The 15,503-nt window shown below is 42.3% G+C and carries 13 protein-coding genes; 5 read left to right on the top strand and 8 right to left on the bottom strand.

The genetic code is table 11. The annotated features are described in order from the left end of the window. Window position 1: 1 nt before the first annotated feature. The 8 genes from LAQ65_RS14590 to LAQ65_RS14555 form a co-directional block, all read right to left on the bottom strand. Window positions 2–1,960 carry a tetratricopeptide repeat-containing sensor histidine kinase gene (locus tag LAQ65_RS14590; RefSeq protein ID WP_224117714.1) on the bottom strand — a complete coding sequence of 653 codons (1,959 nt, stop codon included), beginning with the start codon at window positions 1,958–1,960 and terminating at the stop codon, window positions 2–4. 11 nt (window positions 1,961–1,971) lie between these two features. Beyond that, window positions 1,972–4,014, bottom strand: coding sequence for an ATP-binding protein (locus tag LAQ65_RS14585; protein WP_224117713.1), 2,043 nt, complete (start codon window positions 4,012–4,014; stop codon window positions 1,972–1,974). A gap of 324 nt (window positions 4,015–4,338) precedes the next feature. Further along, window positions 4,339–5,370 carry a hypothetical protein gene (locus tag LAQ65_RS14580; protein WP_224117712.1) on the bottom strand — a complete coding sequence of 344 codons (1,032 nt, stop codon included), beginning with the start codon at window positions 5,368–5,370 and terminating at the stop codon, window positions 4,339–4,341. A 19-nt stretch (window positions 5,371–5,389) separates the two neighbouring features. Beyond that, window positions 5,390–6,172, bottom strand: a complete 783-nt coding sequence (locus tag LAQ65_RS14575; RefSeq protein WP_224117711.1) for a hypothetical protein — start codon at window positions 6,170–6,172, stop codon at window positions 5,390–5,392. 60 nt (window positions 6,173–6,232) lie between these two features. Beyond that, entirely contained in the window at window positions 6,233–6,985 is a 753-nt protein-coding gene (locus LAQ65_RS14570; protein WP_224117710.1) for a methyltransferase family protein, read from the bottom strand. Window positions 6,986–7,207: 222 nt separating this feature from the next. Continuing rightward, entirely contained in the window at window positions 7,208–8,389 is a 1,182-nt protein-coding gene (locus tag LAQ65_RS14565; RefSeq protein WP_224117709.1) for a C45 family autoproteolytic acyltransferase/hydolase, read from the bottom strand. Between the two features lie 21 nt (window positions 8,390–8,410). Continuing rightward, window positions 8,411–9,574, bottom strand: coding sequence for a DmpA family aminopeptidase (locus LAQ65_RS14560; protein WP_224117708.1), 1,164 nt, complete (start codon window positions 9,572–9,574; stop codon window positions 8,411–8,413). A gap of 27 nt (window positions 9,575–9,601) precedes the next feature. Beyond that, entirely contained in the window at window positions 9,602–10,255 is a 654-nt protein-coding gene (locus LAQ65_RS14555; RefSeq protein ID WP_224117707.1) for a hypothetical protein, read from the bottom strand. A 395-nt stretch (window positions 10,256–10,650) separates the two neighbouring features. Between LAQ65_RS14555 and LAQ65_RS14550 the strand changes: the two genes are divergently transcribed. Genes LAQ65_RS14550 through LAQ65_RS14530 form a run of 5 tightly spaced genes read left to right on the top strand, consistent with a single transcriptional unit; the run spans window position 10,651 to window position 15,499 of the window. After that, window positions 10,651–11,145 (top strand): hypothetical protein, encoded by a 495-nt coding sequence (locus LAQ65_RS14550; RefSeq protein WP_224117706.1) that lies wholly within the window; start codon window positions 10,651–10,653, stop codon window positions 11,143–11,145. An 11-nt stretch (window positions 11,146–11,156) separates the two neighbouring features. Beyond that, the gene (locus LAQ65_RS14545) at window positions 11,157–12,029 is read left to right on the top strand and encodes an FAD binding domain-containing protein (protein ID WP_224117705.1); all 873 of its coding nucleotides are present in this window, start codon (window positions 11,157–11,159) and stop codon (window positions 12,027–12,029) included. Between the two features lie 25 nt (window positions 12,030–12,054). Further along, on the top strand, window positions 12,055–12,558 hold the full coding sequence (locus tag LAQ65_RS14540; protein WP_224117704.1) for a (2Fe-2S)-binding protein: 504 nt from the start codon (window positions 12,055–12,057) through the stop codon (window positions 12,556–12,558). A 32-nt stretch (window positions 12,559–12,590) separates the two neighbouring features. Next, on the top strand, window positions 12,591–14,957 hold the full coding sequence (locus LAQ65_RS14535; protein WP_224117703.1) for an aerobic carbon-monoxide dehydrogenase large subunit: 2,367 nt from the start codon (window positions 12,591–12,593) through the stop codon (window positions 14,955–14,957). A gap of 17 nt (window positions 14,958–14,974) precedes the next feature. Next, on the top strand, window positions 14,975–15,499 hold the full coding sequence (locus LAQ65_RS14530; RefSeq protein WP_224117702.1) for a CoxG family protein: 525 nt from the start codon (window positions 14,975–14,977) through the stop codon (window positions 15,497–15,499). The last annotated feature ends 4 nt before the right edge of the window (window positions 15,500–15,503 follow it).

The raw sequence follows: 15,503 nt of genomic DNA, 5'->3' as shown, positions 1-15,503 counted from the left end.
TTTAGTTAACCGGTAAACTGATAATAAAACAAGCCCCCTCGCCTTCTTTTGTCTCTACAGTCAATTCCCCGCCATGCGCCTTGATAATATCATAACTCAAACTCAACCCCAATCCTGTTCCCTGGCCAGTTGGCTTAGTCGTGAAAAATGGCTGGAAAATCTTTTCCTTTACATTGCCCGGTATACCCATGCCATTATCAATAACCCTGATTTCCAGTTTATCACCGATTTTTTTTGTACTGACTGACACCATTGGTTCAAAGCCTGGAAAATTCCGCCTGCTCTTTTCATAAACTGAATAAAAAGCATTGTTATATAGATTAAGCAATACCCGGCCAATATCCTGTGGAACAATATTGATTTTGCCTATTGAATGGTCAAACTCAGTATGCAATGCTGTATTGAATTTTTTGTCATTCGCCCGAAGCCCATGGTAAGCTAACCGAAGATGTTCATCTGCCAAGACATTAATAGCTGTCAACTCTTTTTCGCTGGTACTGGTCCTGCTGTGTTGCAACATGCCTTTTACAATGGCATCTGCCCGCTTGCCGTGATGAATAATTTTATCTTCATTTCCTTTAATATCAAGAGCAATATTTTTCACCTCGTTAAAATTGCCTTTTTCAATTTCCCTTTGCAGCTCTTCAATCAATTCTTTATTTACTTCAGAAAAATTATTGACAAAATTCAACGGGTTCTCAATCTCATGGGCAATTCCTGCAGTTAACTCTCCTAAGGAGGCCATTTTTTCCTTCTGCACCAATTGTTTTTGAGTGGATTTCAATATTGTCAGTGTTTCCTGGATCTCATTTTTCTGATCCTGGAGTAACAAATTGACCTTTTGCTTATGGCGGTTATTCCGGTAAAGTATTATTGCAATAATCAATAAGAAGGCCAACATTCCCAACAAAGCAAACATGCCTATCCTATTTTTAAAGCGCTCCTGTTCCTGTAATATTTCCTGCTGTCGCTGTTGTTCTTTAAGTGTCAGGATCTGGAGTTGCCTGATTTTTTCTGGTCCAAATAAATTATCATTCATAGCAATAGCGATATCCTGGTAATGTATTATACTATCAGGCATATTCTTATCCCTGAATAACTTAACCAGCAAATTGCTTGACTCCAGTATTTGCAATTTTTGGGATACCTGCTGCCCATTAACAAATGCCAGGCGGGCATAAAAAAGGCTTGAATCTTTTTGATTAATCACCAGGAATGTTTCAGCAATCCGTTCCTGAATTTTACTTGGATTTACTATATCATTTATGTTGTAGGCATTCTGAAGGGCTTCATGATAATACCTTAAAGCCTGTTCGTATTTTCCCAACCTTGCAAAAACGATTCCCAGCCTGCTCAGGATTAATATCTTTAAATTTCCGTGGGTAAATTCAAGTGATTTTGTTTGGGCCAGCTGCTGAAAAAACAAGGCAGAATCCAACATATTCATGCCTTCATAAGCATTCCCGATGTTCGATAAAGTAAACGTATTCATTATTGGCTCAGAAATGCCTTCATATATTTTTTTTGACTGGAAAAGAAAATTCAGCGCCTGCCTGTATTCATTTAATTCTATAAAAACAAAGCCGATAAAACCCATTGTTACTGCCTCACCCATTTTATCACCACTAATTCTGTTTAATTGAAGTGCTTTAAATTGCATTTCCAATGCCTGCGGAAAATCACCAAGAAATCGCAGAGCTTCGCCAGCCTTGTTTAAGGCCATTAATTCTCCTTTGGAATAGCTCAATTTCCTTGAAAGTTCAATGGCTTGTTTAGACAGGAACAGGCAGGAGTCTGGTTTATTGAAGTAATATTGATCGGCAAGCTCCAGCAATAAATTCACCCGGTTGGTATCTGGCTTAGAATTTTCCAAAAGGTCTTTGGGTTTCCCTTTTTTTTGTGCATTTACTGCTGATGCAATAAACATTGTAAAAACAAGAAATGCACGGAATATTTTCATCGTATTAAAATTTAAACGATTGGTAATTGAATAATAAATTCAGCCCCTTCACCTTCTGTGCTTTCAACTTTAATATCGCCCCCATGCGCTTTGATAATATCATAACTTAACGACAAGCCTAATCCAGTTCCCTGTCCGGCTGGCTTGGTGGTGAAGAAGGGTTGAAATATTTTATCCGCCACTTTCCGGGGAATGCCATTACCATTATCTTTCACAATTATTTCAACACCAGCATTCACCCTTTTTGTTATTATCGAAACGAGAGGCTCATAGGCTTCGCCAATTTGGTTTTTCTTTTCGGTTACGGAATAAAAAGCATTATTGATGAGGTTGAGTATTACCCTTCCGATATCCTGAGGAATAATTTTAATCTTATCAATACTGTCATCAAAATTTGTTTTCAAGTCAGCGTCAAAAGACTCATCCTTTGCCTTTAATCCATAATATGCCAACCGGACATATTCTGCGGCAAGGGCATTAATATTTGTTGGTTCCTTTACCCCTTTGGCGTTTTGGCTGTGCTGCAGCATGCCTTTCACAATTGCATCTGCCCTTTTTCCGTGGTTAATTACTTTTCCTGCATTCTCAATTACATCATCAGCAATTGCATTTGCACCATCAAGGTTACCATTGGCAATCTCGGCTTTCATTTCCACCAGCAATTCCCGGTTAACTTCTGAAAAATTATTAATGAAATTTAGCGGGTTATCTATTTCATGGGCAATACCGGCTGTGAGCTCACCCAAAGATGCCATTTTCTCAGATTGTATAAGTTGGGCCTGAGCCGCTTTTAGTTCTGCCAACGTTTTTTCAATTTCCATTTTCTGCCTCTGAAGGATGGCATTGGATTTTTGCCGGTGCCTGTTACTTCGCCAAAGTAAAATTGCTACTAAGAAGAATACGGCCATCCCTGAAATCAGCCAATAGACCTGCAACCGGTTCCGGTAAGCATTTGTCGCTGCCCGGATCTCCTCCTTGCGCTGCCGTGCCTCAAAATCAATATTTTGAAACTGTTGTACCTGTTTTGCATTAAATAGGCTGTCATTGATTTTAATGATCAGTGCCTGGTATTTAACAATGCTGTCATTGCGATTAGCTGAATTGTAAAATGCTGCCAGTGTTTTATAAGACCTTAATAAAAGTCCGGGGGAATTCAAATCCCCGGCTACCTTCAGGGCAATGTTTGCATAATAAAGGCATGAGTCGTCATTCCCGGACTGCCTGTATAACTCGGCCAAAGCAAGATTTCCCGCAACCACACCCCTGAGGTAGCTTTGCTCTAAGCTGGCGGTTATTGCCCTATTGAAAAATTCGGTAGCGGATTGTTTGTTTCCAAGAGCCAATTGAATCCTTCCAAAATTCAATAATATACTTCCAAAGTATCTTTTAAATCCTGCCTTTACTGCCTGGTCATACGCTAACTGAACGGTGATTAATGCCGAGTCAGGTTTATTTAAAGAAAGATATACCCTTCCCATTGTACCGTTGATAATACTGAGCAGCCGGGTGTTGCCAGTTGGCTCAACAATTTGCCTTGCCTGCAAATAATAGTATAACTCCTTTTCATGATTATTTGCATTACCATATAAAATACCAATATTCTGGTAAATCCGGCCTAATCTGCTGAGTCGTTGAAAATAGGCCGATGCGGAGCGGTCTATTAATTCATCATTGTCGTTATATTTAACAGATAAAACATTTTGTTCACATTTTGGATCTTCAGCAATTGCGATCGCCGATAAAAGTGTTTGTAAAGACCGGGGGAAGTTACCCAGATTTATGAGTGCATAGCCCATTTTCCCTAAAGAGAGTACTTCTTCAAGGCGAAACTTTAATCTCCTGGTAAAAGCCAATGCCTGCTCACTATAATAAAATGAACTATCCGGATTTAGTTCAGCATAAGATTCTGAAATGGAATTATACAAAACCATTTTCATTGTGTCATCTTTAGCTATTACCAACTCATGCTGCAAACTATCAATGACCCTTAGTTGAGCTCTGCTTCCCGCTGCTGTATGCAGTAGTAATAACAAAAAAATGAGTTTGCTGACCATTCCAAATTTTTAGGAACTTATTATTAGTGCAACTCTTTAATCAAGGGGAATACAATTTCCATTGCCCCATTCATCTCACTATTTCAGGTACGGTTATCGGAAATAAGTTGCTCTACCACAGGGCTAAACTTTGCTAATTAGAAAAGGAGAAAAAACAGAAATTCAAGTTGCCGGACTTCCATCATTACGTGCCATTTAGAAATAAATCTTTCCTGGTTAATACATTTAATAGGGTAAAGAAAGACTTAACTAAACACACTGAATATACACCCAATAATTCAATTGTTATACAATAAAGAAATTGATTTCAAAACGAGGGAAACCCTACATTTTCCTGACTTTTATTTGATTGCCCTGTTCCCAGGCACAAAGGATTTTATTACCTGGCAGGGTAACTGATTTCAGGAAGACACCCTTTCCAATAGTGACAGATTCCCGGTTATTGAAATCTGCTATTTTGACTTCACCGCCATGCTGCATTGCAATGAATATTTTATCGTTATTCAGGCCTGAACTAAAACTGCAAATCTTTCCATTTCCAAGGTTTATTTCAGGTTGGCCCGGCCGGCAATAATAAACAGCACCTTCCCTCTGCCAAACCGTGTGAATTTGGCCTGCGTCATCAATTGTTATTCCACCACCGTCCATCGGGCAGCCATCTAATTTCCAGGTTCCGTTGCCCAGTTTTTTCGAAGCGTCAAAGGTTTGTCCCCCATTTTCAGAACTGCTCATGTACAGGTCCCTGGATCCTTTCAGCCAGTTTCGGTACATCAACGCTAACCTGGAACCATTAACTGCAATACCTGGCTTGCAGCATTCGCAAACATGGCCGTCGGGCGATTGGTAAATCATCCTGTTTTTTGTCCATTTGGGTTTTTCCCCGGAAAGACTGGCAAAGAAAATATTGTTGTGCCTGCCAATTCGGATATCCAGCCAAACCGCATAAAAATTATCATTGGCATCGGCAGTTATGCTCATGAGGCCCTCTGGAGCAGTATCCGGAACATCATTTACCAGACCTTTGTAAGTCCAGCCTGAATCAGTATTCGACAATTCAAAAAAGTGGATATTACCTGCTTTATCCATTGCAGTGATAATCGTATACCTGGAAGAGCTGGCTATCTGAGGGCCCCTGGTCATACCAAGGTGCATGCCTGATATATGTCCAACCAAAACAGGGTCTGAAAAAGTTTCTCCCGTATCCGTTGACGAGGAACAAAAAATACTATCCGCCCGGCCAAAAACTACTCTTATTACACCATTGTAATCCAGGGCAACCTGGGGCTGGGATCCGGTTGCTACAAATGAATCAGATGACGCAAACAAGGAAATGAAAAATAACAGTAACGCTAACATGGCATTTTTTAAAATGAACCTAAAATGAAGGCGATGTAACTTTTAACTGCAGCAATGCTGTCATGGCAGCAGCAAGAATAAGTTGCATTTTCGCATCGGATTTAGCATTGATCCAGACAATATTTTTATTCATCCCCAAAGCACCGCTGCCAAGGTACTGAACAGCACACAATGGATAGCCATTCTCCGTAAATTCATAACCCTGCGCCGGCATCGACTGATGGTCATCACCGGGTTTATTTGAGCTTGCCGGAATGATAAAGATTTTCCTTTCCCCATTTGTCATAAATGCTTCATAGTTACCCTCTGCATTTGCTTTTCTGATCACATTCATTAACAGGACCCATGTTTCGGCGGTATCACTATTAATATTGATAAATGCACTGAAATTTTTAGACTCCTGTACCAATTCGTTAGTTCCTATGGAGAAATTTGCTGTCAGCGGAAAGGATTGCAGGGCCTGTACTTCAATATTATCTGCAGCATTTACTTTGGCCGTATCACTGGCCTTATTGGTCAAGTTAAAGGAAAACTTTTGTGTTGTTTTACTGTCTGTTTTAGTATTCCAAAAATTACTTTTTGAGCTTCCTGTAGTCCAGCCCAGCTTACTGGATACAACAGCATAATCCCCAAACTTAAACTTCCAGATTTTCCCAAAAGACTGCGACCCCATTTTTACGGGCAATTTTTCAGCATTGTTGGCAAGGCTGTCACTTATAATGATATTCTTCTGACCAATAGATAGTCCGGAAATGAATAACAGAGCACTTAAAAATTTGATTCTAATTAGATGGATAGTCATATAATAAGGCTTATATGACAATTTACTAAAACTTAAGCATCATTTTCCTATACAATAAAATTACCTGCCTTCCTCACTGAAAACTCTCGTCCATTTATCAAGATACTTAAATACAACATAAAGAAGTAAGGTGAGAATGGTACCTGCGATTAAAAAATCATTGAAGTCAGTACTGTGTCTTATCAGATTTCCGACGATATCAAAACCCAGGAAAACTAAAAAAACCGCTAACAGTCCATTTTTCTCCTGTTTCATCACTTTTTTCCAGCTAAAGGGCAGGTTGGGCTTTACGAAATTTTTAAAGTCAGGAATAAAAGCAGGCCTGTTTTCTGCCCAATCAGTATACATGGTCCCGAACTTCCGTCTCAGGAATTGCTCTTCTGCAAACATGATCCTTTCATAATACAACCAATAAAATAAACAAAAGGATATTACAAACCATAAATGCCCCGTCAATAATGCCGGGCCTAGCCACATAAAAAAATTCCCCAGGTACAGGGGATGCCTTACAATGGAATATATTCCTGTTGTGTTAAGGGAATCAGCTACTTGTTCCTCAGTATTTCTACCGGATGTATTTGAGGGTGTATGTCCAACCGTATATACCCTTATAAATAATCCTAATAAACTAAAAGCAAGACAAAGTATTTCATAATAATGTTCATAAATAGTCCCTTCTAATGTAACCGGTCCTGGATTGATTTCAGTAAACAGGTAGACAATTAACCCAATTACCAAAATAATTATTGGAAGTGTACTGCGGTATTTAAAAAGCCAAACACCGTCCTGCTCAAATTTTTCAAGTAATGCCATGGATCCTACTTTTTATGTATATAATTGAAATTTAATTGCTTAATGTACTATTAAAAGAACATCACCAACCTTTAATAAATAGTGCAAAAAGTACGATTATTATCATTACCAGTGAAACGAATCCTCCCTTGAGACTTCTGTTTTTTACTTTATTGTTTGACTTTTTCCCAGTAAACCAATGACAAAACTATGCGGCTCTAATGTTTTGGGAAACAGGGTCATTCATTTTTTGAAATAAAAAGACTGGTACTCCGATTCATCAGGCGGACCAGCAGTTACCTGCATGGTTAGTTTACCCGATAAAGTATATATTACGGAGCCAAAAGTAAAGCCTGCATGATTGGGCAAATGTGCACGACAAACCGGGTTTTCCAAATTGTCTTTTGACCTTAAAGTGGACTTAATCAGCTGATCATCTTTCACATCAGCCCGCGTTACCCTGAACTTCACTGCTGCGAATCTAAGTTCGCTGTTATCATTCTGTGTCTTTCCGGCAAGGTAGTCTTGATAATAACTGGTATACCACGATTTGATATCATCATTTACAACAGGATGGTTGGTATGGTAAACAGCACCCGATAAATCAGGTTGCATTCGAACCACCCTGGATCCTGAAGCTTCAAAATCATAAACACTATCAACTGTTCCGAGTATATAATTTTGTCCGGATGCATGTTTTGTATGCTGCACAAAATCGACTGCGTTTTTGCTTTTTTTCTGTGCCAGGATACCGCGAATTATAAAAGCTACCGGTAACCCATCACCACTTGCATTCAGCTGCATGAGCGTATTCACACAAGTGCCGATACCATGTTCATTGAGTCCATTCAACCCGATCAATCCGGCACTGGTAAACACAAATTGTTCAGGCGTATTCCCATTGGGGAGAATATGCATCACCACCTGGTAGCCGTCCATCCAGGATTCCAGGTCCATGTTCTGGGCAATTAAAGCCGGTTGCCCGTTCATCGCCGGAACCCCAATGCCACTGCAATGGTGGTGAGAAGGGTCATTGCTCAGTTTATCCTGGTAAACCCAATATTCATCAACCAATTGATAGGCAAGGATATCATTAAAAGATTGCCCCGAGCCAACCGCTATTCCTTTTACCTCTTCAAGTAAATCGGGAGTATATTTTTTTATGGCGGGTAAAAAATTTGTGCCGGACATGAATTGTTGAATAAAACTATCCGCCGGCATTTTCATGCTGCTTTGCAGGTCATCTTTCCAAAGTACAAGCACCTCAGCAATATCCTTTTTTAATTGTTGTCCATGCTGCAGCCCACGCTGGTAACCATTTCCCGAAACTGTTATGGTTTTTAAATTTCTGGCCTTCGAACCCGGCTGGGAAAAAGCGCCAATAAAAAGTAACTGCAATAAAAATGCAAAACAGATTGATCTCATGGTGGTTGGTTTCAGGCAATATTATTTTATCCTATTATACTTTCTTAACAAGTCAATGACTAATTTATGGGGCATCGCATAGGCCTTGTTCCCATTGACACCTTCCATGGTTTCCGCCGCTACCATCGCATTGATAATCGCTTCTTCAACAGCTTGTACAGTCGCTTCGAATAAAGGATTGATGATGTCATTAGGCAAAACATCAACTTTTACGAATTTTTCCCGTTGGAAGGCATCAGGATTGGCCGTGGAAAAAGCGATAAAAATATCTCCGGATCCATTTTCCCCCCGGCCGCCAACTTTCCCAACGCCAAGGGGTACCCGCGCAGCGATTCTTTTTAATTGATGCGGTAGTAATGGAGCATCCGTAGCAACGACAACTATTATTGAACCATCGCCTTCCTGGCGATATGATGCCGGAGGAGATTTAATATCATAGTTCAGGGTATCTTTTAGTTCAATACCAACAGGCACACCGGCAATGGTCAGGTTGTTTTTTCTTCCGAAATTGGATTGCACCAATACACCAACGGTATAGGAAGAGTCTTTGATTTTTACAATCCGGGAAGAGGTTCCCGTCCCCCCTTTAAAACCAAGGCACATCATACCGGTTCCGCCGCCAACATTACCCTCCTTTAAAAAGCCTGTACCAGCGGTATTTAAGGCTTCATAGGCATTTTCGGCAGTTACATGGAAACCATAAATATCATTTAGGCCACCATCGTATGTTTCCGCTACCACTGGATAGGTGTACCAAAAATCTTCTTTGTACCAATGTTTATCTACAAACCATTTCAGCACTGCATCCCGCACTGCACCAACACTATTGGTATTAGTGATCATGATGGGTGTTTCCAGAAAACCCGATTCTGTAATCCAGGTGGTCCCGGTCATTTCACCATTTCCGTTTAAGGAATACCAATTGGCGTAAACCGGGTTATTTTTCTTCCCCCTGGGCAGGATGGCTGTAACCCCGGTTCTGACAGGACCCTTGCCCAAGATATTTTTACCATTTCCGGTAATTATAGTACTATACCCCACTTCAACACCATAGACATCTGTAATGGCGTTGTATTTGCCTGTATTCCCTTCAAATGGTATACCGATATCCCTTGCCCTGGGTTTTTGTCCATAGGAAGCAATTTGTGTAAACAGGTAAAAAATAAGCCAGGCAGAAAGTCTCATGAGAAGGTTATTATAGTGTTGATCATCCTATTTAAGCTCAAATAGCACAAGGTTAATATCACCCATTCCACTGGAAGAAAAATAAAATGATTCCCCTGGCTCTATATACAGATACTTCCCGGCGATTATTTCCTTCACCAGATTATTTTTTACAGCGTGAAATTGAAGCCCATCACCTGAAATTAGTTCTGCAACCATGGGGCCGCGGCCCTGGATAGGCACCTTATTGAATCCATGATTTACCAATTGATATGCTGTCGCCCTTTCGTTGTCAAATAATACAGGGAATGGCAAGGGGGTATTGTTGCTACTTGTATTATAAGCCGAGAGAATTTCAATATCATTTACATGAAATGGACCTTTATCAAAATTACTTACCCTGTGAACCAAAGTATCCCCAATAAAGGACCGGTATGACGCATTGCCTGAAGAGGGCCGATCTTTAACCCATTCATCCCCCTTTACCTGGGAACCGATATTCGTTGTAGAAAAATGCACAAAGAGAGAAGGTGTGGCGTGTATATGGAATAAAGTGGTGTCACCCGGGGGCAGCCATACATCTAAGACCCTGAGGTATTTATTTTCAAAAACATTGTGATGCCGGGGTTCTTCCCTGACAGGAACCTGCGCCAATATTGATTTTGAAGGTAACAATGATAACCCGATCAATAAGATATTCAAGAATTTAGCATTTAGCATTCATTATATTATTTCTTTTTTGCTCACGCTACCCTATCAGGATAGAATTTAAGGTACAATATTTTTTTCCTATGGCTATTGTCAAAATAATCATGAAATAACAGCACCAGTAACCGAACAAATTTTGACAATAATCGTTGAAAATCATACATTCGATGTTTAACCACTCTTTGTATTTTTGCAAATCCAACCCTTTAAATTGCAACCAAACCGGTGGCAATTTTTGAAATCTGTTTATGTTTCCTATTTACTCTACGAGGTATTTGTTTAACGAAGCGACAGACCGGAAATTTAACTTTCCCCGCCGCGGTGTTTTATCTGCGAATTGTCGTAAATTAATAGTCCTCAGCACTTAAGCCATATAAATTCGTAACGAGATGCCCTGCTCTCAAAAAGTTAACGATTGCGCTCCTTGTAAAAGCGAGTCAAAACCGCCATCAAAGCGGGAAAAAGGCATTGGCCTGTTGTCTGGTATAATACTGGCAGTGCTCCCAAAATGCCCATTTTGTGTTTTGGCCTTTTCCAGCACGATGGTACTCTGCGGCAAGGGAGGCTCGGTTTCTTCTACTGTATCGCATACCCATCCAGTTACACTCTATATTTCCCTCTTTTTTTGTTCGCTTACCCTTGTTAGCCTGACCCTGAGCTTTAAAGACAAAAGAACCTGGTATGCTCTGGGGCTGGCCCTGGCGGGTAGTAGCTGTATATTTTATAGTGTTACTACTGCAGGTGGTCAAGCCCTTTATTTTACCGGCGTGCTCATTATGTTAACCGGCATCGGTATGAACATGAAGCGTTTCGGCTGGCTAGAAAAAATTACTGCCCTTACCCAATCCAAAAACAATTCCACTAATTATCTGACAAAGCAATAAAATCAACAGTTATGATCCCCCAATCCTTCCAGTACGAATCACCAGGCACATTAGAAGAGGCCATTAAATTATTACACCAGTATGGCGAAGAGGCAAAGATCCTTTCCGGGGGTCATAGCCTGATTCCCATGATGAAATTGCGGTTCGCCACACCTGAAGTGCTGGTGGACATTAATAACATCCCCGGACTTTCCCACATTGTTGAAGAAAACGGCAAGATGAAAATTGGCGGACTGACCCGCGAATCCGAATTAGAACATTCGGCGGCCCTGGCCAAGATTTTTCCGATATTCAAAGATGTCACCAAACTGATCGCTGATCCGCAGGTACGCAACCGTGGCACCATTGGTGGTAACCTTGCCCATGGCGATGCCGCAAATGACCATCCTGCTGTAATGCTGGCTTTGAATGCCACCGTTATTGCAACGGGTGCCGAAGGATCAAGAGAAATCCCAATTGATGAATTCTTCTTCGGCTTTTACTCAACTGCCCTGCAGTTTGGTGAGATCCTTACAGAAATTCAGATTCCGATTCCACCTACAGGCACCGGTAGTGCCTACCACAAACTGGAAAGAAAAGTGGGTGATTATGCTACTGCAGGTGTTGCTGTCCAAATTACCATCGGGGATGATGGTATAGTGAAAGCTGCGGGAATAGGATTAACCAATGTGAACCCGACACCCTTGCGCGCAGTGCGCTCCGAACAGGCACTAATCGGCAAGCCACTTACCGAACACAGCATTGCTGAAGCAGCCCTGTATGCATCGGAAGATTGCAGTCCGTCTGCCGACCTGCGGGGCTCCGAAGAATACAAACGCGCTATGGTGGCCGTGCTGGTGAAACGTATGATCCATGAAGCTGCCAACCGGGCCAGTAACAATTAACAATAACTGATAAACTGAACAATATATGTTAAAAGAAATAACCGTAACCGTTAACGGCGAAAAGCATACCCTCGAAGTGGAGCCCCGATTACTATTGGTGCACATGATCAGGGAAGTATTGAACCTGACGGGCACACATATTGGCTGCGATACATCCAGCTGCGGCGCCTGTACCATATTAATGGATGGCAAATCCATCAAATCCTGCACTGTCCTAGCCGTACAGGCCAATGGGAAATCCCTTACCACTATTGAAGCAGTGGCCGTAAACGGGGAGCTTTCTGCACTCCAGGAAGGATTCAAGGAAAACCACGGGCTGCATTGCGGTTTCTGCACACCGGGCATGATCATGCGGGCAACAGAATTACTGGCTAATAATCCCAATCCCACTGAGGAAGAAATTCGCTGGGGTATTTCGGGTAACCTTTGCCGTTGCACCGGCTATAATAATATTGTGAAAGCGGTTATTTATGCCGGCGCTAAAATGCGTGGCGAAGAATTGCCATCCACCGAACCGCAATTTGTATAAAAATTATTTAAAACGATTCAATTCATCATTATATGAATAAGTGTAAAACATCAAAGGAAATCGGTGGCATGGGCCATTCCCTGAAAAGAAAGGAAGACATCCGCTTCATACAGGGTAAGGGCCATTATGTGGATGACATCAAACTTCCGGGCATGCTGTATATGGATATTGTAAGGAGTCCGTATGCCTATGCCAAAATAAAAAAGATCAATATTGAAGAGGCCATGAAAGTGCCTGGGGTAGTTGCAGTGGTTACCGGCCGCGACCTTGAGAAATACAATCTCCATTGGATGCCCACCCTGATGTCTGATACGCAAATGGTATTGCCAACAGACACAGTGATGTACCAGGCGCAGGAAGTGGCTGCGGTTATCGCCACGAGCAGGTATGCCGCACGTGATGGTCGTGAAGCAGTGAAAGTTGATTATGAGAAGATGAAACCCGTGATCGATCCTTACAAATCCATGGATCCGGATGCTCCCGTTTTAAGGACAGACAAAGCTGGTAAAAAAGATAACCATATCTGGCATTGGGAGGCAGGCGACAAAGCCAAAACGGAAGCCGTTTTCGCATCGGCCGATGTAGTGGTTAAAGAACAGATGCATATCCCCCGCATCCATGTGGCTTCCATCGAAACCTGTGGTTGTGTAGCCGATTATGACAAAATCAACAATCACCTCACGATGTATATGACCACACAGGCGCCGCATGCCATCCGCACGGTAATTGCGCTGGTGGCAGGTCACGTTGGTTTAACAGAAGAAAAGATTCGGGTTATTTCCCCTGATATTGGAGGGGGATTCGGTGGCAAAGTGCCGGTATATCCCGGCTATGTAATTGCCATTGCTGTTTCCTTCCTGGTTGGCAAACCCGTGAAATGGATCGAAGACCGCAGTGAAAACCTGCAGGCCGATTCATTCGCGCGCGACTATCATATCACAGCAGAAATGGCAGGTACAAAAGATGGTAAGATCCTCGCTACTCGTTTCAAAATTCTCGCCGACCACGGTTATACCGATGCATCTGCCAACCCATCAAAATTCCCGACGGGTATGTTCTCCATTGCAACTGGCTCCTATGATTACGACACTTCCTATATGGAATGCGATGCTGTTTATACCAACAAACCTCCTGGTGGTGTTGCCTATCGTTGCTCATTCAGGGTTACCGAAGCTGTGCATGCGATCGAACGCATGACCGACAGGTTCGCCCTAGAAATAGGAAAAGACCCGGCTGACCTTAGGATGGAAAACTTCATCAAGAAAGAGGACTTCCCCTGGAAATCACCAACCGGCTGGATCTACGATAGCGGCGATTACCATAAAGGGCTTTTAAAGGCTATGGATGCCGTTGGCTATTGGGAATTGCGGAAAGAACAGGCTGAAAAAAGAAAGAAAGGTGAGCTGATGGGTATAGGCCTCTCCACATTTACAGAAATTGTAGGTGCCGGTCCTTCAAAAGACTTTGATATCCTCGGTATAAAAATGTTTGACAGCGCCGAGATTCGTGTTCACCCAACCGGTAAAGCCATCGCACGTTTTGGTACAAAATCCCAGGGCCAGGGACATGAAACTACTTATGCACAGATCATTGCCGAAGAATTAGGTATCCCGGCAGAGAATATCCAGGTTGAAGAAGGTGATACAGATACCGCTCCTTACGGATTGGGAACCTATGCATCAAGAAGTACACCAACTGCAGGTGCGGCTGCGGCTATGGCTTCCCGCAAGTTAGTCGCCAAAGCCCGTAAAATTGCTGCCTACCTGCTTGAAGTCAGTGAAGAAGACCTGGAATGGGAACCAGGAAAATTCTGGGTGAAAGGTGCTCCTGAAAAATCAAAAACCATCCAGGAAATTGTTTTCGCGTCCTATACCAATCACCCACAGGGTATGGAGGCCGGATTTGAAGCCACACATTATTACGATCCGCCAAACCTCACCTTCCCATCCGGAGCATATATCTGCGTGGTTGATATTGACAAGGAAACCGGCGGAATCCATGTGCGCCGTTTTGTAGCCATAGATGATTGTGGCAATATCATTAATCCAATGATTGTACAGGGACAGGTACACGGAGGTCTGACACAAGGCATTGCACCGGCTATGTATGAAGAACTGATCTATGATGAAGATGGCAACATATTAAATGGAACACTGATGGACTACCTGGTACCCACAGCCGTAGAATCACCCAGTTGGGAAACCGGCCACGTAATTACACCATCGCCACACCATCCGATTGGTGCTAAAGGCGTCGGCGAATCACCAACTGTAGGTGCACCACCGGCCATTGCTAATGCTATTGTAGATGCGTTAAGTCCATTTGGCATCACCCATCTTGATATCCCGATCACACCAGCCAAGGTATGGAAGGCATTGAAAGATAAAGGAGCTATATAACCAGTAAAAAACAGATCATGACAACGAGCATAACAAAATCATTCCATGTAGAACAGCCAATTGAGGCCGTATGGAATAATCTCACTAACCCTGCGCAGGTCGTCGTTTGCGTACCCGGGGCCTCCCTCACCGAAACAGTCGACAACGATAACTACAAGGGTGAGGTGGAGTTGAAATTCGGTCCGGTTAAAGCAAAATACGATGGACTCATCACTTTCCTGGAAAGGAATGCAGCCACCCGGAAGATGTCGCTGAAGGGTGTAGGTACAGACAGTAAGGGAAAAGGTGGCGCAGACATGAAAATGGATGGACAGCTTACAGAAAAAGACGGAGGCACTGATGTGAATGTAACCATGGAAGTAAATGTGACCGGCATGATGGCGCAGTTCGGATCAAGGCTCATCAATGATGTGTCTAACCAGGTCTTCGATCAGTTTGTGACTAATTTCAAGAAGCAACTGGCAGGTGAACAGGTCGACAATACATTGAGTGCCGGATCCATGGTGGGCGGAATGCTTAAAGGAATGTTTGGTAAAAAATAGTGAC

The organism is Flavihumibacter profundi (assembly GCF_020076305.1).
Classification (GTDB): domain Bacteria; phylum Bacteroidota; class Bacteroidia; order Chitinophagales; family Chitinophagaceae; genus Flavihumibacter; species Flavihumibacter profundi.
Note: the sequence above shows the minus strand (reverse complement) of the source record. Positions and strands in the feature narration are given on the sequence as shown.